Here is a 24,579-nt window from a genome sequence, read left to right on the forward strand (position 1 = left end):
TCTCCATAATAGAAAGGAAGTCGTAAGATGGATGATCGATACTCCCGCCAAATTTTATTTCGACCAATAGGGGAAGCAGGTCAACGTAAAATACAACAAAAACATGTATTGATATTGGGTTCTGGCGCACTGGGTACGGCAAGTGCTGAAGCTTTGGTTCGTGCAGGTATCGGAAAACTCACAATCATAGACCGGGATTACGTGGAATCCAGCAATCTTCAACGACAACAATTGTTTTCTGAGAAGGACGCAATCGATCAGATGCCTAAAGTAATAGCGGCAAAAAATAGGTTATGTCAAATTAATTCAAATGTTGAAATCGATGTTCATATTATGGATGCTACAGGTAATACGCTCACTCCACTATTGAATGACGTAGATTTGGCCATTGATGCAACAGATAATTTTGATATTCGTTTTATTATGAATGATTTATTTCAAAAACATCATATTCCTTGGATATACGGATCTTGCGTTGGTAGTACCGGTATGAGCTACACGATTTTACCAGATCAAACGCCTTGTCTTCAATGTTTGTTAAATGCAATGCCAGTATCAGGTGCAACTTGTGATTCCGTTGGTATCATTTCTCCTGCTGTTCAAATGGTGGTAGCGCATCAAACGACAGAGGCATTTAAGTTATTAGTAGAAGATTATGACGCACTGCGTTCTCGTCTTGTGACCTTTGATCTTTGGAATAACCATTACCAAACTATAAATGTAGAACGGGCAAAAAAAGAACACTGTCCAACTTGCGGGGTTGATCCTAGTTTTAGCTATCTTGATTATGAAACCCAGACAAAATCTGAAGTGTTATGCGGAAGAGATACTGTACAAATACGAGCAGGCCGAGATTTTAATTTAGAAGATTTAGCTGCACGCCTGACAAAAGTCGGAGAAATTAAGACTAATCCGTTCCTGCTGTCCCTTGAATATCAAACCTATCGATTCGTGATTTTCCGTGACGGCCGGACGCTAATCCACGGAACAGACTCAATAGATAAGGCTAAACGGATGTATTATCAGCTGATTGGATAACAGCAGTCAGATTTAATAGAAGGAGTGCTTTACGGTGAGTGAGGAACTTTTCGATATAATAGATACACCAATTCAACTTCAGGAATTAGTTGATAAAGTTGAAAGAAGAGAGGCAGGTGCGGTAACAACATTTATTGGAACCGTACGTGAATGGACGAAAGGGAAAAGAACGGTATACTTGGAATATCAAGCATATAAACCAATGGCTGTAAAAATGTTGAAAACAATCGGTGATGAAATTCAAGCAAAGTGGCCAAATACCAAAGTCGCGATTACGCACCGAGTTGGCAGGTTAGAAATATCAGACATAGCAGTAATTATTGCTGTATCATCCCCCCATCGAAAAGCAGCCTATGAAGCCAATGAATACGCGATTGAGCGAATTAAGCAAATCGTACCTATTTGGAAAAAGGAAAACTGGGAAGATGGAGAAACATGGATAGGCGATCAACTGGAAAAGGTACCATATCCAGAAGGAAAACCTAATATAAAGGAGTGACTAATGGTGATAACTGTATTATTGTTCGCCCATTTACAAGAAGAAGCAGGGAAAGATCGTATTGAAATGGAAATAGACGACATATCTATTGCAGATCTTAAAAACAATTTACAAGAAAAGTATAATTTAACACAAATGGACCAGATTATGTCAGCTATAAATGAAGAATATGCAATGAATGATGATACAGTAAAACAAGGTGACATCGTTGCATTCATTCCGCCTGTTAGTGGTGGTTGATATAAAATACTAGTTAAAAACTCTGATGTATGCGTATGACAAGACCCGAATTGCATAGGCGAGTGACTGAAGAAGAGTTTTACAATGAGTCGAACAATGGCGCAAAAACCAGTAGGGTGGACTTTATTAGTTTGAATCTTGCCACTATTCAGGTTCTAAACTGATATCTATCTCAACAAATGGCATCTCCTGATAGCTTTCAATTACGCCATTTGCAGAAATGGCACCCTTGGAAACGACTTTTTGTTTCAATGAGGTATATACCGGTCCGTCAAAAGGGAAATCACTCATTTGAATGGTATTTTTATCTTTCCAACGAAGATGTAATTTGTCTTGGTTACAAATATCTAATGATGCGGGAACAGGTAAACCATCCTTGAAAAATGGATGTTCCTCTTTGTTAGAAGTACCAGGTTCATTTAAACAAATATATAAGGATAAGTTATCACAAAATTGAAGAAGGCCGTAATGGAAGTCAAATAAAGCTTTATCAAAAGCCGGTAACGAATGCTTTAAATTACGTTGACGCTTTTCTTCCTTTTGAACAAATGCTTCAGCTTCTGGGGAGGTATCGTCGATTAGAAAGCGTGTATAATGTCTGCTACATAACAAGCCAGCATAAGGATCAACTTTCTCTATTTCATCTATTCCATGTTTATAAAAAACGGTCTTAGGGGGAGTGGGAAAATCTATAAATGAATATGGTGCTTGCTTTTGGTCATTCCAAAAAGGCTGTTTATCAATCAGCTTCCATCCGTAATCATGATTAAAAATTGCATATTCAACGGATCCTCTGAGGTTTGGTTCATGAAATAATGAGTCTTTCCAGTTAGTGATAATCTCCCCTGATATATGGGCATGGTAGTCCTGTTCAATCATGACGAAACCGTTAGAGCCCTCTCTTATAATCATTTATGAGTCATCCTTTCAAATTGTCTTCAAATATTGGTAACCATCACCTCTTATGATGTACACTTTAAGTATTAGGAAAGGGTGATTTAAATGGGAACATGTAATATCGATCATTCTCATGAAGATGTTGTAAAAAAGCTGGAAAGTCAGGAAAAATTCTTACCGGTAAATTTAACCAAACAACTAGAAACCTTTTTGAGGGAAGAACATTCCCAGAAGACGCTAAATGAATTATTTCATCTTTTTAAAAAATATGATTTGGCTTCTAAAACGGAGCAAGAAGATAGAAACAAACAGTTAGAAAATCTAATTAGTTAGTTTAATCGGGTGAATTCAAAAGACCCCATTTGTTTGATAGAGGAAGCAAATGGGGTTATAGTTCTATTTCTTTTTAGTAGCCTCTGTCATCTGATGCCAGATGGAACCTTCTGCTTTTTCTCCGCCTTTGATGCGAGCCAGTGCCATTTTTAATTGCATTCGTACTTCAAATTCGGGATCGTTCATCGCCTGTTCTAGAGCCGGGATAGCTGTCTCATCACCTATTTCGTATAAAAACATGGCAGAACGCCAGCGAACAATACGGCTAGAGTCTGTTAACGTGTTTATCATTTCAGGTGTTGCTTCCTTATAACCAAGATCTGAAAGACAATCACCAGCGGTGCGTCGAACGTTTATAGCTTTATCTTTTAGGGCCTTATATAAGAATGGAAGTACTTCAGGTTCTTCTATCATTCCTAGATATGCAGTGGCAAGCCGTCGAACCGATGCCTTTTTATCATCTAGTGCTTTGTCCAATACCGGAAGATCCTCTGGAGTTGGGTCCATACGGTCTAATGCAGCATAACGTTCCTTCCAGCTAGGATTATCCAGCATATCAAGTGTGACTTTCTTCTGTGTTTTTGAATTTTTGTCTTCAGAAGGCTCATTTGTTAAAGCGAGTTTGGTTAACTCAGCTAGTCTTTCTGCGTCATAGCTTGCTGCTAATTCTTCCGAAACATCCTGACCAATTTCTTCTACATCACCATACCGAGGGCTTTGTTCCACCCATTTTCTTTCCATTAACATATTATCTGAGGCAACGGAAGCCTCCATTGTAGCGTTCGTGAATTTCACTGGAAGTCCGAAACGTTGTTCATTTTCCCCCTCCTGCAATTTTACTTGCATGGGAATGTTACGGAACATTTGAATGAAAACCTTAACTTCACCAAAAGGATCTTCTGGTGTAGCCTTTTCGTTAGTGAGGTCGTCTGTGGTTTCTTCCGAAGAACCTAAGACATTGCGAACTTCCGGTAAGATTTCTTCCCATGCAACACGAGGATTACGTTCAAGAGCGATAAAATCTATTACACGATAAAGACCTTTAACGCCATTAATTTCGAATAGCGCTTTGATGTAATCAGGGGCATTACTAAGGTCATCACCTAGCTTATAATTTATAGTTTGCCCGTCAGCCAATTGCTCATCCACGTTTATCTTCATAGAATATGGACTGGGTGTTGGTTCTATAGATACAATTTTCACTTATTTTTCCCCCTTAGACATTTATACTACTGATGTTAACAAAGATATAAGGAACTATCCATTTCAGAACGTTTTTATATGTTCAAGTCTTTTTATTCGACAAATTTTGCAGAAAATCGCTCATTTTCTACCAAATTTGTAGATATAATTAGGAAGTAGAAGGAATAGATAGTAAATATAACTTAATGTATGTTCTGATACTGTATTTGTATAGATCCTAGATAATATAGACAAATTAGTAAGTTTGTGTACTTTGTAACAAAGTGTTCATGGATGTATACTTCTTATAGAGTTATTTTTCACATAAACCTTTGTATAGCAAAGGGGTCCCTGCGCATACTAGCGCATGGGAGCTTTTTTTTGTGGAAATTTCATAGGGGGTAACCATGTTAAAATTTGAGAATGTAAGTAAACTTTATAACGACGGATTTAAAGCAGTAGATAATGTTAATTTTGAAATTTCTGAGGGTGAACTCGTTGTTCTCATCGGGCCCAGTGGATCTGGGAAATCAACCACAATGAAAATGATTAATAGAATGATTCCACATACAACTGGAACAATCTCTATTGATGGGGAGGATGTTACGAAGTTAAATGCTGCAGAACTGCGACGTAATATTGGGTATGTTATTCAGCAAATTGGTCTATTTCCTCATTACACTATAGAAAAGAATATATCAATTGTTCCCCAGTTAAAAGGGTGGGATGTACAAGACATCAATAAAAGGGTGGAAGAGCTTCTGGAGATGGTTGGTCTGGATCCACATGTATACCGTAACCGATATCCCAAAGAATTATCTGGTGGACAACAACAGCGTGTTGGTGTTGCACGGGCGCTAGCATCCAAGCCCAATATTATCTTAATGGATGAGCCATTTGGTGCTCTGGACCCAATTACAAGGGAACAATTACAGGATGAGTTGATTTCCTTGCAGCAAAAACTTAAAAAGACAATTGTCTTTGTAACCCATGATATGGATGAAGCTTTAAAACTTGGTGATCGAATTGCTATTATGAAAGAAGGAAAATTACTTCAGATAGATACCCCGGAGAAATTATTGCACGAACCAGCCTATGGTTTTGTGGAAGAGTTCATTGGAAAACATCGAATCATTCAGAATCCTGAACTTATGTCAGTTAGAGATGTAATGAATGAAACTGTCTTAAGATCTTTGCCGAATCGGTCTCCTGAAAAATCCTTGTCAATGATGCGTAAGGATAAAAAAATGATGATAGTTGTTGTTGACGAGAATGACAAAATGATGGGGATTGTGTCTGCTTATGATTTAATGAAGAAGATGAATGAAATTAAATCAATTGAAGAAATCATGCGATCGTCTGAACCTTATCTCAAGAGTTCACAAAGTGCTAAAGATGCCATTGTAATGATGTCAACAGCGTCACTCGGTATAATTCCGGTTCTTGATGAAATGAATAGGGTAGTAGGACTAGTGACTCGTGGAACATTGCTTTCCGCACTGTCTAGTCAGTGGACAGAAATGGAGGCAGAATAATGAATAAAGCAAATTTAATGGAACAAATTATTCAACAGACACAAATGCGCTGGGCAGAGGTACTTGAGGCGACGTTTATTCATATACAACTCGTGTTTTTTTCTATGCTGATGGCAGTTATACTAGGAGTTTTATTAGGTATTCTCATTACACGGGTTCCATCGCTGGTTCCACTTGTATTAGGTGGGACGGGTATTATGCAAACTATTCCCAGTCTTGCAGTACTTGGGTTTCTAATACCCGTTTTTGGAATTGGTGTTAAAACAGGGATTGCGGCATTATTCTTATATTCACTCTTACCGATTGTTAGAAACACATACGCAGGTATCAAAGATGTTGATAGTGCAACAATAGAAGCCGCTAAAGGAATGGGTATGACGAGCAAGCAAATATTATTTAAGGTTGAGCTTCCTTTATCTGTTCCAATTATGATGGCTGGTGTTCGTACAGCTGCTGTTATTAACGTTGGTAATGCTACATTGGCAGCCTTTATAGGTGCCGGTGGACTTGGAGATTTTATCTTCTTAGGCATTACCAGAGGAATAGATGGTTTAATTTTCTTAGGAGCCATTCCTGCTGCTATGTTAGCTATTATACTTGAGTTTGTCTTCAACAAGCTTGAACGTTGGTCTACACCAGAAGGGTTGAAATAGAATGAATAGAAAAAAACTAATTTTACTTTTTATAACTTTCATTACTGTTATACCCCTAGCAGGATGTATATTAAATACGGATGAATCAATTACTGTGGGGTCAAGAAATAACACGGAAAGTATCATCTTATCAAATATCATGGGACAATTAATTGAAGAAAAAACAGATGTGAGTGTAATCTATAGAGAAAATCTCGGTGGTTCTAATGTTGTTTGGAATGCAATGATGAATGGCAGTATTCAGGTAATACCAGATTATACAGGTACAATTGTGATTACGTATTATGGTGAATCTCCTGGAACAGCTGAAGAAACACTGGCGAAAACGAAGGAACTTGTGGCAAAGGACGGTATTAGAGCCTTTAATACTTTTGGATTCAATAACACCTACACGTTAGCATTTGATGAAGCAGAAGCAGAGAGACTTGATATAGAAACGTTCAGTGACTTTGCGGAAGTTTCCGATCAATATACACTTGGGGCTGTTTTCGAATTTATTGATCGTCCGGACGGATTGCCGGGGTTTAAAGAGGAATATGATCTAGAGTTTAAAGATGTGAGAGGTATGGACCATGGAATGATGTACCGCGCCATTAATGGAGATGAAGTGGATGTAATTAATTCCTACACAACAGATGGTCAATTACAAATATATGATTTGAGAGTGCTCGAAGATGATAAGTCTTATTTTCCGCCTTATCATGCGCTTCCTCTAGTGTTGGAAGAAACGCTTGAAAAATATCCTGAATTAGAAGAAATATTACAGCAGCTTGAAGGTAAAATTGATGAACAGACAATGCAAGCCATGAATGCGAAAGTAGATAACGAGAACATGATGGTTGATTTAGTAGCAAGAAATTTCTTGCAAGAAGCTGGTTTAATTGAATAATATAATATTCTACAGGCAGTAAAGAAACCTACAAACTAAAAAAGAGAGAGCTTCTCTCTTTTTTAGTTTGTAGTATTTTATCAAAATGCGGAAAAAACGGCTAAATTCGCGGAAATAACCAAAAAAATGCGGATATATCACTAAAAAACGCGGAAATAACTAAATAACCGCGGAAAAACATTGATTAAACGCGGGAAAAATCCTGTCACATAACTACGAAGAAAAAATTTCCTATCCACTTTACAAATAGCTGTGAATTTTATATAGTGTAGATACCTAATAATTCTAGGTAGGTGAAAAACATGTTTAACCGAGAGCTTGTAAAAGGGAGCACATCACTTTTAATTCTACAACTGTTAAATGACCGGGACATGTATGGTTACGAACTGGTTAAAGAAATGGATCAACGTAGTGAGCATAATCTCCAAATCAAAGAAGGTACACTGTATCCGGCACTCCATAAACTGGAAAAGCAGGAATACATTGAATGTTACTGGGAGAACCAAGTAAAAGGTCCTTCACGTAAATATTACCGTATAACAGCAGAGGGTGAAAAGATCCTCGACGAAAAAACAAGTGAATGGCATCGTTATGTTCAAGTCATGAACAACTTAATTCGGAGAAATGAATCATGATCGTTGGGGAAGACCAATTTTTTCAGGAATTAAAAAACGAGCTCGCTGATCACCCAGAAATAGAAAAAATTCTCGCGGATTATGAGTTGCATGTGTATGAACTTTCTCAGGAAGAATCCATGGATGAACAGAACATGTACAATGAATTGGTTAATAGATTAGGCGCACCTCATGAGATTGCTCGACTATGGCAACAGGAAATAGATATTACCCCAAGGAAAATGCAATGGTTGTTTGTGCTCTTTAACATAGGTATTTTTATTGGTGGAGGGTTATTAACTATTAGCTACAATGTTTTCCATTGGAATTGGATAGATCTACTTTGGGTGGGATTAACGGGAGTGCCTTCTGTCATTATTTTTATATATATTTTGTTCTGGGGCCTTTTAGGCTATGAAATTGGTAAAGAGTTTGGCCATAGCGGTCTAAAGCTGTTACGTAAAACGTTTCTATTTTCAATTGTTCCTAATTTAGTTTTAATGTACTTAGTTATATTCGGACTCATCCCACATAATTGGTTCCAACCATTATTGAATGTACCATTTATTATCGTGTGTATTGTATTTACAGCATTCCTGTATCCAATAAGTTGGCTGGGTTATCGTTGGGGAAGAAAAATTTCTGTATAAGGGGCCCCTTGCCTGCCCCTAGAAACTATTTTTTTGGCTATATACATAGAATTTCTATGTATATAGAATAACATTGTATAGGGCGGGATAAAAAATGGATTTGTATGTTAAACAAAAGGATTGGCTATTTCTACTTGTTTGTTTTGGACTTGGAATATTAGCGGAAATTAGCTTTTTTCATGGAAGTATTGGGCTATCATATCCTGTATTTATAGCAGGGTTTTACATGGTGCTTTTTCTTCGTTATCGTCTCTCGTTTACCCATCGGAGAATTGGGTTACTTATAATGGTGGTTATTTGGCTGTTGGCAGGAAGTTATCTTTTTTACGACAGTATCCTGCTTCACAACTTGAATCTATTGATCATACCTGTTCTTGTTTTTATTCATATGGTGCTAATTACCAGCCCTAATAATTGGAGTTGGGCAGCACCTGAATTTCTTACGTTACTCATAACTAAATTCAATGAAGGTCTGAAATATAGCTCCGCATTTTGTAATGCAGGGTTTAAACGAATTTTTAAAAACATGAACGAACAAACAGCGCAAATTGTAAAGCGTATTTTTCTAGGATTGGTAATTGGTATTCCGTTGTTGTTAGTGATCACCGGACTATTAATGTCAGCTGATGCGGTTTTTCAGGATATTGTCTTACGATTACCACAATTTATCTTTCAGTTTAATTTTCAAGAGGGATTGTTTCGATTTGTACTTATAATTATGTTTACTTTATTGTTTTTTGGTATCTTCCAAGTATTGCATGTTAAGTCAAAACAAAAGGAATCGTATACCAACAAGGAAAAATCGCGAGTGAGTTGGGATGGTATAACTACTGCAACTGTTCTTGTTTTACTGAATGGCGTTTATGTAGTGTTTACAGTTATTCAATTTCGTTATTTTTTTAGTGATAGCTTACAGAATGGGTTTACGTATGCAGAATACGCAAGACGAGGTTTTTTTGAATTAGTTATCGTCACGCTAATTAACTGGACGGTTCTAACGACCTTTTTGAATCTGGTCAAGAACCCTGGTAAACGAATGAATCTAATGATGAAAATAATGTATTCTCTATTAATAGTTGTTAGTGGCGTTATGCTGACATCGGCTTTTCAACGTTTGAGTATGTATGAAGCTGCCTATGGTTTTACGTTAGATCGTATTTTGGCTCATGCATTTATGATTTTCTTGATGGTCGTTTTTGCTTATACATTAATTCGAGTATGGATGGAGCGGTTATCCTTACTACATTTTTACCTGATTGCTGGGTTGATTTTTTATACAGGTTTACATGTAATCCATATCGAACAAATCATCGTGGATGAAAATTTAGACCGGTATGAACGTACTGGTAAGATAGATATTCATTACTTGAATTCCCTATCGTATACAGGTGTGAATGGTTTAATCAAGTTGTATCAGGAAGACCCGGACCATCCAAGGCTGCAGGGTATTTTACAAAACGAAAAACAGATAGCTGAACAATCACCTAGCACGTGGCAATCGTTTAATTTCATAAAACAAAAGGTAACCAAAAAGCTAAGGGAGCTTGACCTATAAAAAGAGAGGCACTTAACTCTAGGAAGGTGTGGTTAGACGTGAACTCAAGCATTCCTAAACACGTAGCGATCATGATGGACGGAAATGGGCGCTGGGGAAAAACAAGGGGGCTGACACGAAGCGAAGGTCATTATGCAGGTGCAAAGACAATGCAAAAGATCATAGATGCCTGTATTGAATTAGGTGTCAACGTGTTAACCCTCTATGCGTTTTCATCCGAAAATTGGTCGAGACCAAAGGATGAAGTTAATTATCTCATGCAGTTACCTGTTAAATTTTTCAAACAAAAGCTGCCTGAATTTATGAAAAGGAATATAAAAATACGGATATCGGGAAATATTATGGTGCTTCCAGAACCTACCAAAATGGCACTGATGAAGGCAGAAGAAAAGACGAAAGCTAATGATGGGATTATCGTTAATTTTGCGTTTAATTATGGTGGCAGGGATGACATCTTACAGGCAATTCGTAAGGTGGTTAATGAAGTTCAACATAACAGGGTTGAATTTGAACAAGTGGACGAAAAAATGTTTGCACAGTTTTTATATACTAAAGACCTACCAGATCCAGATTTAGTAATACGTACTGGTGGTGAAAAGAGGGTAAGTAATTTTCTGTTATGGCAATCCTCCAAAGCAGAATTATATTTTAGTGATGTTTATTTTCCTGATTTTAATCAGGAATTATTGGAAGAAGCTATTCATGAATTACAGAGAAGACAACTAGCACACCTATAATCTCTATAAAAAGAATAAAAATCTTTTTTTAGGGAAAAAAATGATAAGATAAACAATACATTTTAAAGGGGTAACTAGTTATGGTAATGAACTCCTCCATACCACAAGAAAAGGGTTTTGATAATAGTCTTGCCTTAATGACTGAAGGATATCTATACATCCCAAACAGACGCCGACACTTCCAATCAGATATTTTCCAAACGCATTTAATGGGTGGTCAAAAAGTGATTTGTATGGGTGGTGAAGAGGCTGCGGAAATATTTTATGATAATGATAAATTTCAACGCCAAGGAGCCGCACCAAAAAGAATTCAAAAGTCGCTGTTTGGAGGGAGCGGTGTTCAAACGCTAGATGGTAGTGCACATAAACTTCGGAAACAATTGTTTATGTCACTTATGACGACTGAACGGTTAAGTCAACTTGTTCAGATAACTAATAATCAATGGCAAATCGCTATCAACAAATGGGAGCAATCCGATGAGATCGTTCTTTTCCATGAATCAGAAGAAATCATGTGCCGGATAGCTTGCCTTTGGGCAGGTGTACCGTTATGGGCAAAGGAACTAAAGCAACGCACCAATGAATTCAGTGCAATGATCGATGCATTTGGAGCAGTCGGACCAAGACATTGGCGCGGAAGATTGGCTCGTAATAGCTCCGAGAAATGGATAAGGGGCGTTATCGACCAAGTTCGTTCTGGTGAATTTACTGCAGAGGAAGGAACAGCACTACACGCTTTTTCGTGGCACCGTGATGTTGGTGGGGAACTTTTGAATACCCACATTGCAGCGGTGGAAGTTATGAATATATTGAGGCCAATTGTAGCTATTGGAAGATTTATTACCTTTGGAGCCGTTGCGTTACATGACTATCCAGAGACGAAAAAGAAGCTGCAAATGGGTGAAGCTAATTATAGCCAAATGTTTGTCCAAGAAGTACGTCGTTTTTATCCATTTGGTCCATTTACTGGTGCACGGGTTAAGAGTGACTTCACCTGGAGCGGGCATAACTTTAAAAAAGGGACATTAGTATTACTCGATCTGTATGGAACCAATCTTGATCCGAATTTATGGGAAGATCCTAATGCATTCAAACCTGAGCGTTTTCAAGAATGGGATGGGAGTCCCTTTAACTTCATCCCACAAGGTGGTGGGGATTATCATATTGGTCACCGTTGTGCTGGTGAGTGGGTAACAATAGAAGTCATGAAGGCAAGTTTAGAATTTATGACAAGAAAGATTGATTATGAAGTCCCACCACAAGACCTAAACTTCAGTATGATGAGAATGCCGTCAATACCCAAGAGTAGGGTTGTGATTAGTGGAGTTAGACGGAAATAGAAAATTTCAAAGTAACATGAAGCGTTCATTAGAGCGCTTTTTTCTTAGTAGATAGGAAAGTATAAAATTTTCTTATCTACATAAGTGCAACTAAGGCTTTCGCCATTAAGGCTTGGCGATAAGCCAAGTTTTCTAAGCTTAGGAAATTATAAAATTAGGAGCCTGTGGATAATTTATTAACTGCTTAAGCCACGTCCAGCTCCGACGTACAGGACAAGGAAAGCTTCACAGTGAAACATCGCACGAAGAAAAAGCGAACTTCTTTTTCAAGGACGTACTAGTGCCGATGACGCCACAGGATAAGTAAAGCTCCCCTGAAAAGCATCGCACGCAGAAAAAGCGCTTTTCTTTTTCAAGGACGAGGCGTTTTCATCGGCCAGCGCCCGTACTGCTAGTGGGCTTCCTTATCCTCCTTACGATAAGTCAACATCGAATCGCTTAGCAAAGGAAGGCCGACTAAAAGCGGGCTCCCGGCCCAACGTCGGCATACCCCTATGAAGGGGCATGTTTTCTTTTAGATGAACTTGACTTTTCGCCAATAATGGCGAAAGTCAGAGTGAATCATATACTCTGGAGTGAATCTCATGCGGATTTGGAAGATCGACTAACTTCGCCGCTTTCGGCGGCAACGTCGACCCACCCGCGTGCGCGGGCGCAGCCCATACGTCGCTAAACGGGCGCTTACGCTTTTGTTCTATGAAAAATATTATATATATTTCGAAATTAAAAGGAGTGTCTTATGATTAAAGCAAGCATTACTAGTCATTGATTCACAACAGGAATTAATAGATGGTAATCAAGAAGAAAAGGGTGTGTTCAATAAGCTGAAGCTAGTAGAAAACATAAACTCAGTCATAAAAAAAGAGCTGCAGGATAAAGTATTAATTGTTTTGTGAGAGATCTGGATGTTAGTGATGGAGGGGCAAAGGATTTCAGATTCACCAAGACATTCACGTCCTGTCTAATGCTAAGGTTTTTGATAAAGAAGCAACAAATTCTTTTCATGGTACAGGATTAAAAATCACCTAATTGAAAACCAGATTGAGCATCTTGTAATTATGGGGTGTCAGACAGAACATTGCATTGACACAGCTGTTCGAACTGCTACTATTAATGGATTTGGCGTTACATTAGTAGGTATGGACATTCAACTGCAGACAACTCTATTTTAAAAGTTGAACAAATTATAACACACCATAATGCGGTACTACATGGTCATTATAATGTAGAGCATTTTTCCATGGGGAAAGAGAAATTATTTCGACCAACACATAACACTTATCGATAAATGGCGTGTACATGTGAAGTCCCGACTTTGAAGTGTGAAAGCATTAGAGTCTTTTTTCAATCTCTAATTTATAATAAGACAACCCCCCTTATGAATACCATAATAAGTAGAAACTAACAGCTGGGGGAGAGAAGAAATGCAAATTCATGTTGTAGCACGTGGTGAATCTTTGTGGCGTATTGCCCAACGTTATGGTACGGATATAAACCAAATTGTATTAGTTAATCAGCTAGCTAATGCTAATCTTTTAGTGATTGGTCAAACACTAGTTATTCCTGAACCTAATCGTGAATATGTTATTCAAGCAGGTGATAATTTATGGTCTGTTGCCCAGCGTTTTGGTGTAACAGTTCAAGAGCTTGCAGACGCTAATAACATAAATAATCCATCCCTGATTTACGTTGGTGAAATGCTAATAATCCCTTATTTTCCGCACACAATTCAACCTGGAGAAACCTTATGGTTGATAGCTCAGCGTTATGGCGTAACCATTAATCAAATTGTTCAAGTTAATAATATCGCAAATCCTTCTCTAATAAATCAAGGTCAGACAATAAGAATACCTACCCCGGATAGACCTGTCATAGAAATAAATGCATATACCACACGCGTTCGAGAAGAAGGAAGGCAAGAAGTGTTGGCATTAGGAAGAAACTTTACGTATCTTTCGCCATTCACGTACAGTATTAATGCTGATGGAACGATTACAGAAATGCGGGAAGCCCCTGTGTTAGAAGCGACTCAGGCTACTAATACTGCACCACTGCTTGTGTTAACTAACTTTGTGGAAGGGGGATTTGACTCTGATATAGCAGCTATTATTCTTCGAGATGCGAATTTACAAGAAATAGTGATAACGAATCTGCTAGAAAAAATGAGATCTAAAGGTTATACAGGTTTAAACATTGATTTTGAATATGTGTACCCTGCAGACCGTGAGAATTATAATTCTTTTTTACGTCGAGTGGTCGCCCGTTTACGTCCAGAAGGGTTCACTGTTTCTACAGCACTAGCACCTAAGATTAGGGGTGATCAACCAGGACTGCTTTATGAAGCCCATGATTATCCGGCCCATGGGGAAATTGTGGACTTTGTTGTACTCATGACATATGAATGGGGTTGGGCTGGGGGAAGGCCTTGGGCAATTGCACCAATTAGCGAGGTTCGTAAAGTACTAGATTATGCTGTAACTGTTATTCCTAGAAATAAAATATTGATGGGAATACCATTGTACGGAAGAGATTGGAGAATACCTTGGGAAGAAGGAACTAGAGCAAGAACTGTCAGCCCACAGGAAGCAGTACAGCTAGCGACAAGCTATGGGGTGGCAATTGAATATGATGACACGTATCAATCACCGTTCTTTCGCTATGTTGACGAAACTTCTCAAGAACATGAAGTTTGGTTTGAAGATGCAAGGAGCATGCGGGCTAAATATGACACTGTAATAGAGTATAGATTGAGAGGGGCAAGCTACTGGGTTTTGGGCATTCCATTTCCCCAAAATTGGCCAGTACTGCAAAATAATTTTACCGTTAGACAATTTTAAAATATGGACTATTTCCCACCTTTGAACGGATATTGTTTCGTGTCAAAGGTGTTTTTTAATTTTTAGTAGATAGGAAAGTATAAAACTTTCTTATCTACATAAGTGCAACTAAGGCTTGGCGATAAGCCAAGTTTTCTAAAAAAAGGATATTCATGAAGGTTCCAATAAAAATCGATAGCGCATTTTAATGGTAGTTGTTCTATTGATTGCACAAAAGGAGAATTGACCTCAGTCTTAGAATACGGAGGAAATGAATATGTTGGCATCAACTTATTTCATGAATAGGGATTGGCAAACAAACCGTTAAGGGAGTTAGAGCTAGGTTTGCTGAAACAGCAGAGAATTTTTTATTTAGCAGATAAGAAAGTGTAAAACTTTCTTATCTGCATAAGTGCAACTAAGGCTTCCGCTATTAGCCAATTTTTCAAAAAAATAAATCCTCTTCATATGTTGAGAAATTCTTTTTCGCCTGCAGTTATCTAACACAGCAGATCCAGATGTTAGTTATTTTTAAAAGAAGCCAGCTAGAACAGACCACATCTGTTTCGGTTGGCTACCTTTTTCGTAATAATGATCTCTTCTCACGTATAAGATCTACCTGTGCAAAAAGAATTGTATAGACTACGGTAAATAAAATATAGGTGACTCCAACGATAAAACTTAACATTCTTGGTTCAAACACTTCTAAAAGAAATCCTCCTACCCCCATGGAGATCCCTAATGTGGTGTTGGAAATCATGGCAGTCAAGCCGAAAAATGCTCCCTGTTTTGATTTTGGGACGACTTTCATAATGATCGTGCTCAAACAAATATTGCTAATCCCTCCAACGAACGTGATAAATAAAACAGTTAGAAGAGCGAGTGAAAAGGTGGGGACTATACTTAACAGAACGTGTCCAATACCTTCTAGTGCTATAAATAAAACAATCAGAGTTAGCAGTTTTCGTTTAAGCAAATTAGAAAAGAAAGAGCTTAGAATAAATCCTAATCCAAGGAAAGCATAAATAAATCCAACACCTATTTCTCCCATATGAAAAACATCAAGCGCATAAACACTCATCAATACATTATCTATCCCGTTAGCAAGCGGCATCGTAAACTCAATTATGATAAAAGCGATTAAAGCAGAAGATCCCATAATCAGACTTCGAGTTGATGAGGCATGTTGTGTGGGTTTAATGGGATTAATCGCATTTGAATTTGCTGTAGGAATCGTCATCCTTGATAAAAATAAGGCGGAAAATACAAATGACAAACTATCTAACACAAACGGAACATGTAAACCAAATGTATAGGAAATAATCCCTCCAGTACTTGAACCGACAACAAGAACCACCCCAACCATTATTTGCTCTATGGCATTTACGTAAAGTATCCGATCCTGCTTCACTAAAGCAGGAATAGAAGACATTCTTGCGGGTGCATATAACGCTTCCCCGGTTGCCAAGCAGAATGCGCTCATATAGACAATCCATACCTGTTCTGGCCCTTGTACAAGCATTGGAGAGAGAGCAAAGGGAACCCTAATAAGATCAACTGTTATAAGTAATTTATGCTTTGAAAACCGGTCTGCCAGTATACCACCAATGGGTGCTAGTATTAAAAAAGGCGCCATTCGAATGGCAAAAAGTATTCCAATTGCGAGAGCAGACCCGGTAATTTGGTAAAGTAGGGTAAGGATCGCAACTTGAGTGAATCTATTCCCAATTCCACTTATAGTACCAGCCCAGAATAATTTTCGATAACTTTTTTCTTGTTTCCATACCTTTCAATTATTCATATGTGTTCACAACCTTATACAACAACCTAATTTAATAATCATCTAATTAGTTTCGGGGAAGAAAACGTTGACTTCACTCATAAAGCCAACGTTGCATTGTGCATAGCTCTAAATCAACCACAGTTCCTTTGGGTTCATTTCATACTCACCAGCTTGTCGGTTCATAAATTGACACATAATAAACTCGCGTCGAATTGTTGCGAAATCTTCATGGAATTGCTTGATGTACTCATTAATTTCTCTTTCCTGATAGATTCGCCCTATTTGTAATCCTTTTACAAGGTGTTCCAAGATAATAAGTTTTTTCTTCCGTTGTGCTGGGAGTGATTTCAGACTTCCATCTTCTAAAAAGAAATTATGAATGACCTTGTACTTTTCTTCATCTGTAACCTCAAATGAATTCAGATCTTTCTTACCCCCAATTCGTAAAATCGCCTGAGTCATCAGTTCTAGCTTGTTCTCGTTTAAATGAAAATAGATGGTGTTTTTGTCCCGACGTTGATAGATGACATCAATTTCTCTTAATTTGGTAATATGGTATGAGATAGTAGGAGGTGTTAATCCTAATTTCCCTGAAATTGCCTGCCCATGTAATGGACCATCTTTTAGTAATGCAATAATTTGAATTCTCGTTTTATCCCCAACTGTTTTATGAAAATTAACGATGCGGTTTAATTGCATATAATTATATCCCTCCTAAAATCATCTAATTAGATTATAGTCTAATTAGATAGATATCTCAATAGGTTAAAAATTCTTATGAATAATGTGGGTGAATCGTGGAAGTATAGTGTTGTGCATGAGAAAGTGACGGCACAATATATGAATTTAAGGAGGATTGTAATGGGAATTTTAAGTGGAAATCCAACCAATGAACCAATGCATTATGGAGAAGTATTTGGAACTTGGTCATATTTATTGGCTGCAAAAGGAATGATTGGAGGCTACCAAGTCTTCCTTAACCACACGGGAGATAGTGACTTACATAGGTTGATTGAAGAAGCTATCCACGAAGGACAGCAAGGAATTAAAGATGTGGAAACATTACTAAAAGAAAATGGAGTGGGGTTACCTCCAGCACCTCCAGAAAGGCCTAATGCTCAACAGGAAAAAATACCAGTGGGAGCACGTTTTCAGGATCCGGAAATTTCTGCAGCTGTTTCTAAGGATCTTGCAGCAGGTCTAGTTGTATGTAGTCAAATTATTGGACAGTCAACTCGCGAAGATATTGCTATGAAGTTTGGACAAATGCATGTACAAAAAGCAAATCTCGGTGCGAAATTTCTTCGTCTCAACAAAGAAAAAGGATGGTTAGTTGTTCCACCTCTACACCAAAATTAGTAGATAAAATAATAAGCGAAAGTAGATCGTATAAAAACCACCATAATAATTAGGGTGGTTTTTTAGTCATTTTTTGTTATTATTAGTAGTAGAAAAATCAAAAATAATAATAACAACAGGTGATGAAATGGAAGCAAAAATCGTAATTGATGAAATGGTAGCAAAAGACTGGGGACAAGTACGTGATATTTATATAGAAGGCATTAACACGGGAAATGCCACATTTGACACAGAAGCACCAAGCTGGGAAAAATGGAACAACGTTCATAGAGAGACATGCAGGTTAGTTGCACGTGACGGTGAAAACGTAATTGGTTGGGCTGCGTTAAGCTCAGTATCCAGTAAAAAAGCGTACGATGGTGTAGCGGAAGTAAGTATATACTTGAGCGGAGATAGTACTGGTAGAGGTATTGGTAGTAAGTTATTAAAAGCATTAATAGAAACAAGCGAAGCGAATGGGTTTTGGACTCTACAATCAGGGATCTTCCCTGAGAATAAATCCAGTATTACGTTACATAAGAATTTTGACTTTACCGAAGTGGGTGTTAGAAAACGGGTTGGACAATTACATGGTGTATGGCGTGATGTAGTTATGTTAGAGAGAAGGAGTAGTATTGTAGGAGTATAAACTTTCTCCTCATACTCCCTCAATAGTTTTTCTGAAGAGTTCCCTAAACTTCATTTTATCTTCTGCAGTAAAAGGCTTTGGACCTTTCGTGCGTTTACCACTTCGTCTTGCCATCGCGCTGGCATATCGCGTTTCCAACAGAAGATCGATGTTTTCCTGGGTATACACAAAGCCTTTATGATGAAGCACTGTGCACCCCTTTGATAATCCTAATGAAGCTAGACCATAATCCTGTGTAATAATAAGATCGCCCTTTTGTGCTAACTTCATAATGCGATAATCCGCAGCATCTGCTCCAGCATCCACATATATTGTCTCCACACCAGGTGCTGGCTCTTCATTTGTAAAATGGGAAAAGCTTTGCACAAGAACTACTGGTAAATCTAACTTTGATGACTCCTTTATAACAATATCTTTTACCGGACAAGCATCCGCATCCACGTATATCTTCATAATTATTCTCCCAATAAAAATAAATTTCTTTCATTTTATCTAATAGGATAGAGTGGCTTTTGTCAAGTAAGTAAAATGTTTCTTGTTATTCCTTTGGAAAAATCGTTTTAGAGGAAAACTAGCATTTAAATTATCTAATCCATTTTCTAAAACTTACTTCGATTGAATTGAACCAATCGAAGTAACACCTGAAGACGAGGTGCAATTCATTACAATTCTTTCCACAGACCGGGCTGATGGAGATAATGAAGTGTTAAAAAATAAAAAGTTCCAGGTTAAATGCAGAGCAAAATATGGATGTAAATTGCCGGTAAATATCGGAAAAAATAAGAAGCTTGGTAAGTATATATTACTTATCCAAGCTTCATACGTTTAGCAATTACTTATCAGTATGGGGATCATCCAGTTTCTTTTTGCTAAGTGTTTGTGTATCATTATCTTCTGCGAATTCCGTCTGTAAATCATTGATAGAATGTCTATCTTCAGGTGTTTCTTTAAACCTGTTAGCAATATAACCATGAATAAATGGTTCGCTGCATGTAATAAGGAAAGCAGATATAATAGAAAGGGTTACAATAGGGATATTTCCCTCTATAAAAACGATTCCCAATACCCAAAGTGATACGAATGATAAAGCAAAATCTGAGACGGTTGCTGTTACATTACCGAATTTCCGTAGTATAAACATATCACCTACAAGATAAGCAACTCCGGTAGTTAACAAACTTATCCAAAACAAGTTATACAAATTAGCATTATGAAAAATACCAAATATAGCGAAAACCGTAAAGGAAATTACGATAAACTTTAGAACGAGTACCTTAACATGATCCATAGTATAATCTTCCTCTCCTTTTCATTTTGAATGTAGTATTTGTCTAATCGAACTAAATTATGACGTTTTTTATATAAGGTGCACGAAATCGATAACCATGCGATAATGGGGGAAAATCAAGTTAGGATGAAATGATGAGTACTATAGTTGATTTAAAAGTGAAAATGGACCATATAAATCAATACGAAAATGGCTATCCACTGATCAGTAAAGATTCGATACTAAACGCTAATGATTTAACAAATGAGGGGACTATTGTCCACTTACATAGTCAGAATGGACAATTTATTGCAAAAGGTTACTATGGGAAACAAAATAAAGGGCTGGGGTGGGTCTTAACGCAGAAAAAGGGTGTAAAAATTGACTTTACTTTTTTCCGTGACAAGATACTAACAGCTATAAATAAAAGACAAGCTTTCTACAAAGATGAAACTACCAATGCGTTTCGCGTTTTTAACGGGGAAGGTGATGGTATTGGTGGTTTAACGATTGATTATTTTGATGGGTTTTATTTAATCACCTGGTACAGTGAAGGGATCTATACATTTAAGGATAAAGTTATTCGAGTGCTGGATGAATTAGGAGATTACAAAGGAATTTATGAAAAGAAACGTTTCGATACGAAGGGTACATATATCGATGATGATGATTTCGTAAAAGGTGAGCGTGGTGAATTTCCAATTATCGTACAGGAAAATGGAATGAATTATGCTGTTTACTTAAATGATGGAGCAATGGTTGGGATATTCCTGGATCAGCGTGATGTAAGAAAAGTAATTCGGGATACATATGCTGAAGGGAAAAATGTGCTGAACACATTTTCATATACAGGTGCGTTCTCAGTAGCGGCAGCTCTTGGCGGGTCGAAAAAAACGACAAGTGTGGATCTTGCGAAACGCAGTAAAAGTAAGACCATCGAGCAGTTCAGTGTTAATGGAATTGATTATGAACAGCAGGATATTATCGTGATGGATGTCTTTGACTATTTTAAATATGCGAAGCGCAAAGAATTGACGTTTGATTTAGTTATTCTCGACCCACCTAGCTTTGCTCGATCCAAAAAACACACGTTCTCTACGGCCAAGGACTATCCCGCACTGATTAAGGATTGTCTTGAAATCACAGAGAAAAATGGTGTTATCATTGCCTCGACAAATAATGCGACGTTTGGAATGAAGAAGTTTAAAAAATTTGCGGAGAAGGCATTTAAGGAAACGAACACAGCCTATAAGATTGTAGAAGAATTTTCGCTGCCAGCAGACTTTCAAGTGAACCGGAACTTCCCACAAGGTAATTATTTGAAAGTGTTGGTGCTAAAAAAATTAAATTAAGTTATATATCAAGAAAAGACAGGTGATACGATGGATTTTGATATAAACCATTTATCTTTTTACCTTATACAGGTAGAAGATGACGATAAACGATATAAACATTTTCAAACCTTGGATAAGACAAGTTATCAACAAAATCCGATAAAAACATTTCTCGACGGCGAATTAGCAAAGATTGTAAAACGAAAGGTCGACCGTCATGCAAAGTCGGAAGGCGCTCCAACAAAAATAGGTCGATTCATTGTCGAACCAGGTCATGAACTTACATCGAATCCTAACTATAATTTATTCCATAAAGTACGTTACGCAGAATCAACAGAGGATTTTCGTAAGGCGGCAGATCAAGTTGCCCAAATGTATATCGATACAAGTGCGGTCCGTGGTGGAGCACTAATTGTGGCCTCAGCTAAGCTGACCAAGTTTTTTGACGATCCATTTATCTTTATTATGAAATGTGACTTCGAACCGAAAGTTGCTAGTATAACGGATGAAGCAACATTAATTCATAATGTCGAAATGGCGATCACAACGAAAAATATGAAGTCGATTCAATACCCATACATGCCAGAAGATGGAATGATGGATAGTAACGAAGTAAAGGTTCATCAGGCCTCTCATGCACGTTATTTTGAGGATTTTCTTAAATATGTCGAATATGAAAAATCGATGCCTGAGATTGTGAAAACACAGGTTGTCGGAATGGTCCAAGAGCATATTAAGGAAACCTTCACAGAAGAAAGTGAAGAAAAAACACAATTTGAAGAAGCGGTTGAAGAATGGGCTGCTACTCCTAAACGAGAAATTCAGGAGCGTTTGACGACAGAACAAGTGGTGGAAGCATCCTCTCAAATAGTGGAGCATGCACCTGAAGTAGAATTAAAAATGAAGCTAGATCATACGGCGATTAAGGGCTTACTATCTGATTTTGGTGACACACTACATTTAGCCAAGGTCAATGGGAAATATGTCCTTGTCATTGAGGCGGATACAATCAGTTTTGAAAAAGGATTTTCGCCAATTGAATTTCATAAGCCAGACGATTTGCAGGAAGTAATTGGAAAAATAATAAATAAGGGCTAACATACATAGGTACGTTAAAAGGTGGAAAGCCTGGCAAAACCGTTGCCTTACGCGCGGATTTTGATGCGCTGCCAATCCAGGATGAAAAAGACGTAGACTATAAATCACGAGTCCCTGGTGTGATGCATGCTTGCGGTCACGATCTTCATACGGCAACACTTCTCGGTGTTGCCAAGGTGTTAAGTAGCGTGAAAGAGGATATCCCGGGTACGGTAGTTTTTGTGCATCAATTTACAGAAGATGCAACACCAGGTGGAGCAAAAACTATGATTGAAGATGGCTGCCTGGATGGTGGGGATGTTATTTATGGTGCACATGTTATGTCAACAGAACCTTATGGAACAGTCGGTGTTAAAGAAGGCTATGCATCCTCAGGCCAGGATGACTTCAAAATTGTCATTCGTGGAAAAGGTGGACACGGATCGATGCCACATCTTACTGTTGATCCATTGGTAACAGGCAGTCAATTGGTCGTAAATCTGCAACAAATCGTCAGTCGTCGCCTGGATCCACAACAGGCAGCAGCCGTGACGATCGGTTCATTTGTCAGTGGAGATGCAACAAATGTAATCCCAGATACGGCTATCATTAAACGAACAGTTAGGACCTTTGATGAAGAGGCGCGAGCATTAATCGAGAAAGCAATGAAGCAAATTACGAAATCCACCTGTGAAGCTGCAGGAGCAGAAGTTGAATATGTCAAAGACTGTCCATCCATGTGGAATGATCCCGAAGAAACAAAAAGAGTGGAAAAAGTAGCAGCATCACTTTTCGACAAAAACAAAGTAACCCCAATGGGATCCATGATGGGAAGCGAGGACTTCTCCTTCTATCAACAAGAAATCCCAAGTGTGTACTTCATCGCCGGTGGAGGGAACCCAGACATAAACGCAACCTAACCGTATCATAAATAGATGCGGTTTTTTCTAAGAACTCGTTTATAGGATACCTTGTTACTTTATTCTTAAATTTGTCTATGGCATTGGTTTCGTTAAGCTTTGTTCCAAAATTCTCTAATGATTTACAATTGGATTTATTAGTTCTGTGGAACCAAAATATCGTAAAGACCTAGGTAGGGACTAAGTAATATTTTAACTTGTTGTTTTAGAATAAGTAACAACCAAAACTTCTATATATAAAGAAAAACACATTGAATCGGGTGATCCAGTGTGTTTTTTAGGCCTCTCAAATTGAAAAGATATGTTTTATTCAGGCTTAACAGCTAAAAATTCACCAATAGTTTCAGGGGTGTGTTTACCTTCTTTTCCTTGGAAAAGGTCGATATTAACGGTCACATCCATACATCCAAGATATTTTCCGTTTTCATCACGGACTGCCATGAATTTTTGATAGATCTGTCCAGCTTCTTCGCCAGAGCGTTTTGGAAACCAAAACTCCCATTCGTCTCGTGCTCCTGAACGGAAATCATTCAACAACTTTTCAACGTGATGAGCCACTTTTGGGTGAAGCTCAAGTACATGGCGACCAATTGCTTCTTTACGACGACCATGGACGCGGTTTGGATTATTTGAATACCAGCGGAAAATATCGTTAGCATCGCAAAAACCCATTTCAAATGGTAAAAGATTGATAATTGAATCCAAAGTACTTGCTTTAATTGCACCAGTTTCAAAATTAATGACTGCTTCAGGACTAATTAATTCAGCCAATTTATTTTCAGACATTTATATCTCTCCTTTATGCAATCTCTCTTTATGAAAAGAATATAATAGTACAAATATTGATGATAAAATTCTCTACTATTAGTGATTATTACTAACCTCATGAATAATGATAGCATTATTCATGCTAACGGACTGTGATTTATCTCACAAAATTGTCTTTAGGTCAGGCACATGCTCTAAAGTAGAATAAGAATTGCTTAAACAACCGATTTCATTGCTGCGTAGTACAACGATACTATGCAATAGAAAAATGAAATTAAACAATCAGGCGCTTATGTTGAAGGTGAAAAATCATCCTTAACTTTTGTAACTGTGACGATTAAATAGCTGTAAAGACAATGAACACTAAAAAAGGTTCATCTAGCTATCTTTTTTATTTCCCACTTATTGTAGGGAATGACAGAGCCGTTGTCTAAGTAGTATAATATAAACGTATACCTACCTATA

The 24,579-nt window shown here is 37.7% G+C and carries 24 protein-coding genes and 2 pseudogenes; 19 read left to right on the forward strand and 7 right to left on the reverse strand.

The window, feature by feature from the left end:
• Positions 1 to 27: 27 nt before the first annotated feature.
• Genes ACFQ3N_RS04980 through moaD form a run of 3 tightly spaced genes read left to right on the forward strand, consistent with a single transcriptional unit; the run spans position 28 to position 1,777 of the window.
• A complete protein-coding gene (locus ACFQ3N_RS04980) occupies positions 28 to 1,038 on the forward strand; it encodes a MoeB/ThiF family adenylyltransferase (protein WP_390360129.1) in 1,011 nt (336 codons plus the stop codon).
• Positions 1,039 to 1,072: 34 nt separating this feature from the next.
• A complete protein-coding gene (locus ACFQ3N_RS04985) occupies positions 1,073 to 1,537 on the forward strand; it encodes a molybdenum cofactor biosynthesis protein MoaE (protein WP_390360131.1) in 465 nt (154 codons plus the stop codon).
• A 6-nt stretch (positions 1,538 to 1,543) separates the two neighbouring features.
• The gene (moaD, locus tag ACFQ3N_RS04990; RefSeq protein WP_390360214.1) at positions 1,544 to 1,777 is read left to right on the forward strand and encodes a molybdopterin converting factor subunit 1; all 234 of its coding nucleotides are present in this window, start codon (positions 1,544 to 1,546) and stop codon (positions 1,775 to 1,777) included.
• Positions 1,778 to 1,921: 144 nt separating this feature from the next.
• Here moaD and ACFQ3N_RS04995 read toward each other — a convergent pair whose 3' ends face one another.
• On the reverse strand, positions 1,922 to 2,689 hold the full coding sequence (locus ACFQ3N_RS04995) for a DUF3891 family protein (protein WP_390360133.1): 768 nt from the start codon (positions 2,687 to 2,689) through the stop codon (positions 1,922 to 1,924).
• 90 nt (positions 2,690 to 2,779) lie between these two features.
• Here ACFQ3N_RS04995 and ACFQ3N_RS05000 point away from each other — a divergent pair, with 90 nt between their 5' ends.
• Positions 2,780 to 3,007 (forward strand): hypothetical protein, encoded by a 228-nt coding sequence (locus ACFQ3N_RS05000; protein WP_390360135.1) that lies wholly within the window; start codon positions 2,780 to 2,782, stop codon positions 3,005 to 3,007.
• Positions 3,008 to 3,070: 63 nt separating this feature from the next.
• On the opposite strand, the gene ACFQ3N_RS05005 is transcribed toward ACFQ3N_RS05000, so the two are convergent.
• Positions 3,071 to 4,210 (reverse strand): conserved virulence factor C family protein, encoded by a 1,140-nt coding sequence (locus ACFQ3N_RS05005; RefSeq protein WP_390360137.1) that lies wholly within the window; start codon positions 4,208 to 4,210, stop codon positions 3,071 to 3,073.
• Positions 4,211 to 4,596: 386 nt separating this feature from the next.
• Between ACFQ3N_RS05005 and ACFQ3N_RS05010 the strand changes: the two genes are divergently transcribed.
• The 10 genes and pseudogenes from ACFQ3N_RS05010 to ACFQ3N_RS05055 all read left to right on the forward strand — a co-directional run bounded on the left by ACFQ3N_RS05010 (position 4,597) and on the right by ACFQ3N_RS05055 (position 14,999).
• Positions 4,597 to 5,724 (forward strand): betaine/proline/choline family ABC transporter ATP-binding protein, encoded by a 1,128-nt coding sequence (locus ACFQ3N_RS05010; RefSeq protein WP_390360139.1) that lies wholly within the window; start codon positions 4,597 to 4,599, stop codon positions 5,722 to 5,724.
• Positions 5,724 to 6,377 carry an ABC transporter permease gene (locus tag ACFQ3N_RS05015; RefSeq protein ID WP_390360141.1) on the forward strand — a complete coding sequence of 218 codons (654 nt, stop codon included), beginning with the start codon at positions 5,724 to 5,726 and terminating at the stop codon, positions 6,375 to 6,377. The genes ACFQ3N_RS05010 and ACFQ3N_RS05015 overlap by 1 nt, the downstream gene beginning before the upstream one ends.
• Before the next feature lies 1 nt (position 6,378).
• On the forward strand, positions 6,379 to 7,266 hold the full coding sequence (locus ACFQ3N_RS05020; protein WP_390360143.1) for a glycine betaine ABC transporter substrate-binding protein: 888 nt from the start codon (positions 6,379 to 6,381) through the stop codon (positions 7,264 to 7,266).
• 302 nt (positions 7,267 to 7,568) lie between these two features.
• On the forward strand, positions 7,569 to 7,901 hold the full coding sequence (locus ACFQ3N_RS05025) for a PadR family transcriptional regulator (RefSeq protein WP_390360145.1): 333 nt from the start codon (positions 7,569 to 7,571) through the stop codon (positions 7,899 to 7,901).
• Positions 7,898 to 8,530, forward strand: coding sequence for an HAAS signaling domain-containing protein (locus ACFQ3N_RS05030; protein WP_390360147.1), 633 nt, complete (start codon positions 7,898 to 7,900; stop codon positions 8,528 to 8,530). Before ACFQ3N_RS05025 ends, ACFQ3N_RS05030 begins: the two co-directional genes overlap by 4 nt.
• Positions 8,531 to 8,624: 94 nt before the next feature.
• Positions 8,625 to 10,085, forward strand: coding sequence for a DUF4153 domain-containing protein (locus tag ACFQ3N_RS05035; protein WP_390360148.1), 1,461 nt, complete (start codon positions 8,625 to 8,627; stop codon positions 10,083 to 10,085).
• 38 nt (positions 10,086 to 10,123) lie between these two features.
• The gene (locus tag ACFQ3N_RS05040; protein ID WP_390360150.1) at positions 10,124 to 10,822 is read left to right on the forward strand and encodes an isoprenyl transferase; all 699 of its coding nucleotides are present in this window, start codon (positions 10,124 to 10,126) and stop codon (positions 10,820 to 10,822) included.
• Positions 10,823 to 10,902: 80 nt separating this feature from the next.
• A complete protein-coding gene (locus tag ACFQ3N_RS05045) occupies positions 10,903 to 12,162 on the forward strand; it encodes a cytochrome P450 (protein ID WP_390360152.1) in 1,260 nt (419 codons plus the stop codon).
• A gap of 764 nt (positions 12,163 to 12,926) precedes the next feature.
• Positions 12,927 to 13,450 (forward strand): annotated as a pseudogene (locus ACFQ3N_RS05050) (isochorismatase family protein).
• Positions 13,451 to 13,586: 136 nt separating this feature from the next.
• Positions 13,587 to 14,999: a LysM peptidoglycan-binding domain-containing protein gene (locus ACFQ3N_RS05055; protein ID WP_390360154.1), complete on the forward strand. Its 1,413-nt coding sequence runs from the start codon at positions 13,587 to 13,589 to the stop codon at positions 14,997 to 14,999.
• A gap of 553 nt (positions 15,000 to 15,552) precedes the next feature.
• On the opposite strand, the pseudogene ACFQ3N_RS05060 reads toward ACFQ3N_RS05055, so the two are convergent.
• Together ACFQ3N_RS05060 and ACFQ3N_RS05065 are read right to left on the reverse strand one after the other, a co-directional pair.
• Positions 15,553 to 16,737, reverse strand: a pseudogene (locus ACFQ3N_RS05060) (MFS transporter); the annotation flags it as partial.
• A 150-nt stretch (positions 16,738 to 16,887) separates the two neighbouring features.
• On the reverse strand, positions 16,888 to 17,460 hold the full coding sequence (locus ACFQ3N_RS05065; protein ID WP_390360156.1) for a DUF2087 domain-containing protein: 573 nt from the start codon (positions 17,458 to 17,460) through the stop codon (positions 16,888 to 16,890).
• Between the two features lie 162 nt (positions 17,461 to 17,622).
• On the opposite strand from ACFQ3N_RS05065, the gene ACFQ3N_RS05070 reads away from it, so the two are divergent.
• The gene (locus tag ACFQ3N_RS05070; protein ID WP_390360158.1) at positions 17,623 to 18,120 is read left to right on the forward strand and encodes a DUF3231 family protein; all 498 of its coding nucleotides are present in this window, start codon (positions 17,623 to 17,625) and stop codon (positions 18,118 to 18,120) included.
• Between the two features lie 73 nt (positions 18,121 to 18,193).
• Entirely contained in the window at positions 18,194 to 18,748 is a 555-nt protein-coding gene (locus ACFQ3N_RS05075) for a GNAT family N-acetyltransferase (protein ID WP_390360160.1), read from the forward strand.
• Positions 18,749 to 18,757: 9 nt separating this feature from the next.
• On the opposite strand, the gene ACFQ3N_RS05080 is transcribed toward ACFQ3N_RS05075, so the two are convergent.
• A complete protein-coding gene (locus tag ACFQ3N_RS05080) occupies positions 18,758 to 19,201 on the reverse strand; it encodes a YaiI/YqxD family protein (protein WP_390360161.1) in 444 nt (147 codons plus the stop codon).
• Positions 19,202 to 19,580: 379 nt separating this feature from the next.
• On the reverse strand, positions 19,581 to 20,036 hold the full coding sequence (locus tag ACFQ3N_RS05085; RefSeq protein ID WP_390360163.1) for a YndM family protein: 456 nt from the start codon (positions 20,034 to 20,036) through the stop codon (positions 19,581 to 19,583).
• 134 nt (positions 20,037 to 20,170) lie between these two features.
• Between ACFQ3N_RS05085 and ACFQ3N_RS05090 the strand changes: the two genes are divergently transcribed.
• The 3 genes from ACFQ3N_RS05090 to ACFQ3N_RS05100 are packed head-to-tail and all read left to right on the forward strand — an operon-like array spanning position 20,171 to position 23,346.
• Positions 20,171 to 21,367: a class I SAM-dependent rRNA methyltransferase gene (locus ACFQ3N_RS05090; RefSeq protein ID WP_390360165.1), complete on the forward strand. Its 1,197-nt coding sequence runs from the start codon at positions 20,171 to 20,173 to the stop codon at positions 21,365 to 21,367.
• A 30-nt stretch (positions 21,368 to 21,397) separates the two neighbouring features.
• Positions 21,398 to 22,447: a DUF3900 domain-containing protein gene (locus tag ACFQ3N_RS05095; RefSeq protein WP_390360167.1), complete on the forward strand. Its 1,050-nt coding sequence runs from the start codon at positions 21,398 to 21,400 to the stop codon at positions 22,445 to 22,447.
• 5 nt (positions 22,448 to 22,452) lie between these two features.
• Positions 22,453 to 23,346: a M20 metallopeptidase family protein gene (locus ACFQ3N_RS05100; RefSeq protein WP_390360216.1), complete on the forward strand. Its 894-nt coding sequence runs from the start codon at positions 22,453 to 22,455 to the stop codon at positions 23,344 to 23,346.
• 306 nt (positions 23,347 to 23,652) lie between these two features.
• Here the strand turns inward: ACFQ3N_RS05100 and ACFQ3N_RS05105 are convergent, their stop codons facing one another.
• Positions 23,653 to 24,132, reverse strand: a complete 480-nt coding sequence (locus ACFQ3N_RS05105) for a PAS domain-containing protein (RefSeq protein ID WP_390360169.1) — start codon at positions 24,130 to 24,132, stop codon at positions 23,653 to 23,655.
• Between the last annotated feature and the right edge of the window lie 447 nt (positions 24,133 to 24,579).

The sequence above is a fragment of the Virgibacillus byunsanensis genome, from assembly GCF_042675965.1.
In the GTDB taxonomy this organism is placed as follows: Bacteria; Bacillota; Bacilli; order Bacillales; family Amphibacillaceae; genus Virgibacillus_R; species Virgibacillus_R byunsanensis.

Excerpts from the sequence above, each read along its gene's own strand:
- ACFQ3N_RS04980 (WP_390360129.1), top strand. The coding sequence starts at position 28 with ATGGATGATCGATACTCCCGCCAAATTTTATTTCGACCAATAGGGGAA.
- ACFQ3N_RS04995 (WP_390360133.1), bottom strand. The coding sequence starts at position 2,689 with ATGATTATAAGAGAGGGCTCTAACGGTTTCGTCATGATTGAACAGGAC.
- ACFQ3N_RS05000 (WP_390360135.1), top strand. The coding sequence starts at position 2,780 with ATGGGAACATGTAATATCGATCATTCTCATGAAGATGTTGTAAAAAAG.
- ACFQ3N_RS05010 (WP_390360139.1), top strand. The coding sequence starts at position 4,597 with ATGTTAAAATTTGAGAATGTAAGTAAACTTTATAACGACGGATTTAAA.
- ACFQ3N_RS05015 (WP_390360141.1), top strand. The coding sequence starts at position 5,724 with ATGAATAAAGCAAATTTAATGGAACAAATTATTCAACAGACACAAATG.
- ACFQ3N_RS05020 (WP_390360143.1), top strand. The coding sequence starts at position 6,379 with ATGAATAGAAAAAAACTAATTTTACTTTTTATAACTTTCATTACTGTT.
- ACFQ3N_RS05025 (WP_390360145.1), top strand. The coding sequence starts at position 7,569 with ATGTTTAACCGAGAGCTTGTAAAAGGGAGCACATCACTTTTAATTCTA.
- ACFQ3N_RS05030 (WP_390360147.1), top strand. The coding sequence starts at position 7,898 with ATGATCGTTGGGGAAGACCAATTTTTTCAGGAATTAAAAAACGAGCTC.
- ACFQ3N_RS05035 (WP_390360148.1), top strand. The coding sequence starts at position 8,625 with ATGGATTTGTATGTTAAACAAAAGGATTGGCTATTTCTACTTGTTTGT.
- ACFQ3N_RS05045 (WP_390360152.1), top strand. The coding sequence starts at position 10,903 with ATGGTAATGAACTCCTCCATACCACAAGAAAAGGGTTTTGATAATAGT.
- ACFQ3N_RS05055 (WP_390360154.1), top strand. The coding sequence starts at position 13,587 with ATGCAAATTCATGTTGTAGCACGTGGTGAATCTTTGTGGCGTATTGCC.
- ACFQ3N_RS05065 (WP_390360156.1), bottom strand. The coding sequence starts at position 17,460 with ATGCAATTAAACCGCATCGTTAATTTTCATAAAACAGTTGGGGATAAA.
- ACFQ3N_RS05070 (WP_390360158.1), top strand. The coding sequence starts at position 17,623 with ATGGGAATTTTAAGTGGAAATCCAACCAATGAACCAATGCATTATGGA.
- ACFQ3N_RS05080 (WP_390360161.1), bottom strand. The coding sequence starts at position 19,201 with ATGAAGATATACGTGGATGCGGATGCTTGTCCGGTAAAAGATATTGTT.
- ACFQ3N_RS05085 (WP_390360163.1), bottom strand. The coding sequence starts at position 20,036 with ATGGATCATGTTAAGGTACTCGTTCTAAAGTTTATCGTAATTTCCTTT.
- ACFQ3N_RS05090 (WP_390360165.1), top strand. The coding sequence starts at position 20,171 with ATGAGTACTATAGTTGATTTAAAAGTGAAAATGGACCATATAAATCAA.
- ACFQ3N_RS05095 (WP_390360167.1), top strand. The coding sequence starts at position 21,398 with ATGGATTTTGATATAAACCATTTATCTTTTTACCTTATACAGGTAGAA.
- ACFQ3N_RS05105 (WP_390360169.1), bottom strand. The coding sequence starts at position 24,132 with ATGTCTGAAAATAAATTGGCTGAATTAATTAGTCCTGAAGCAGTCATT.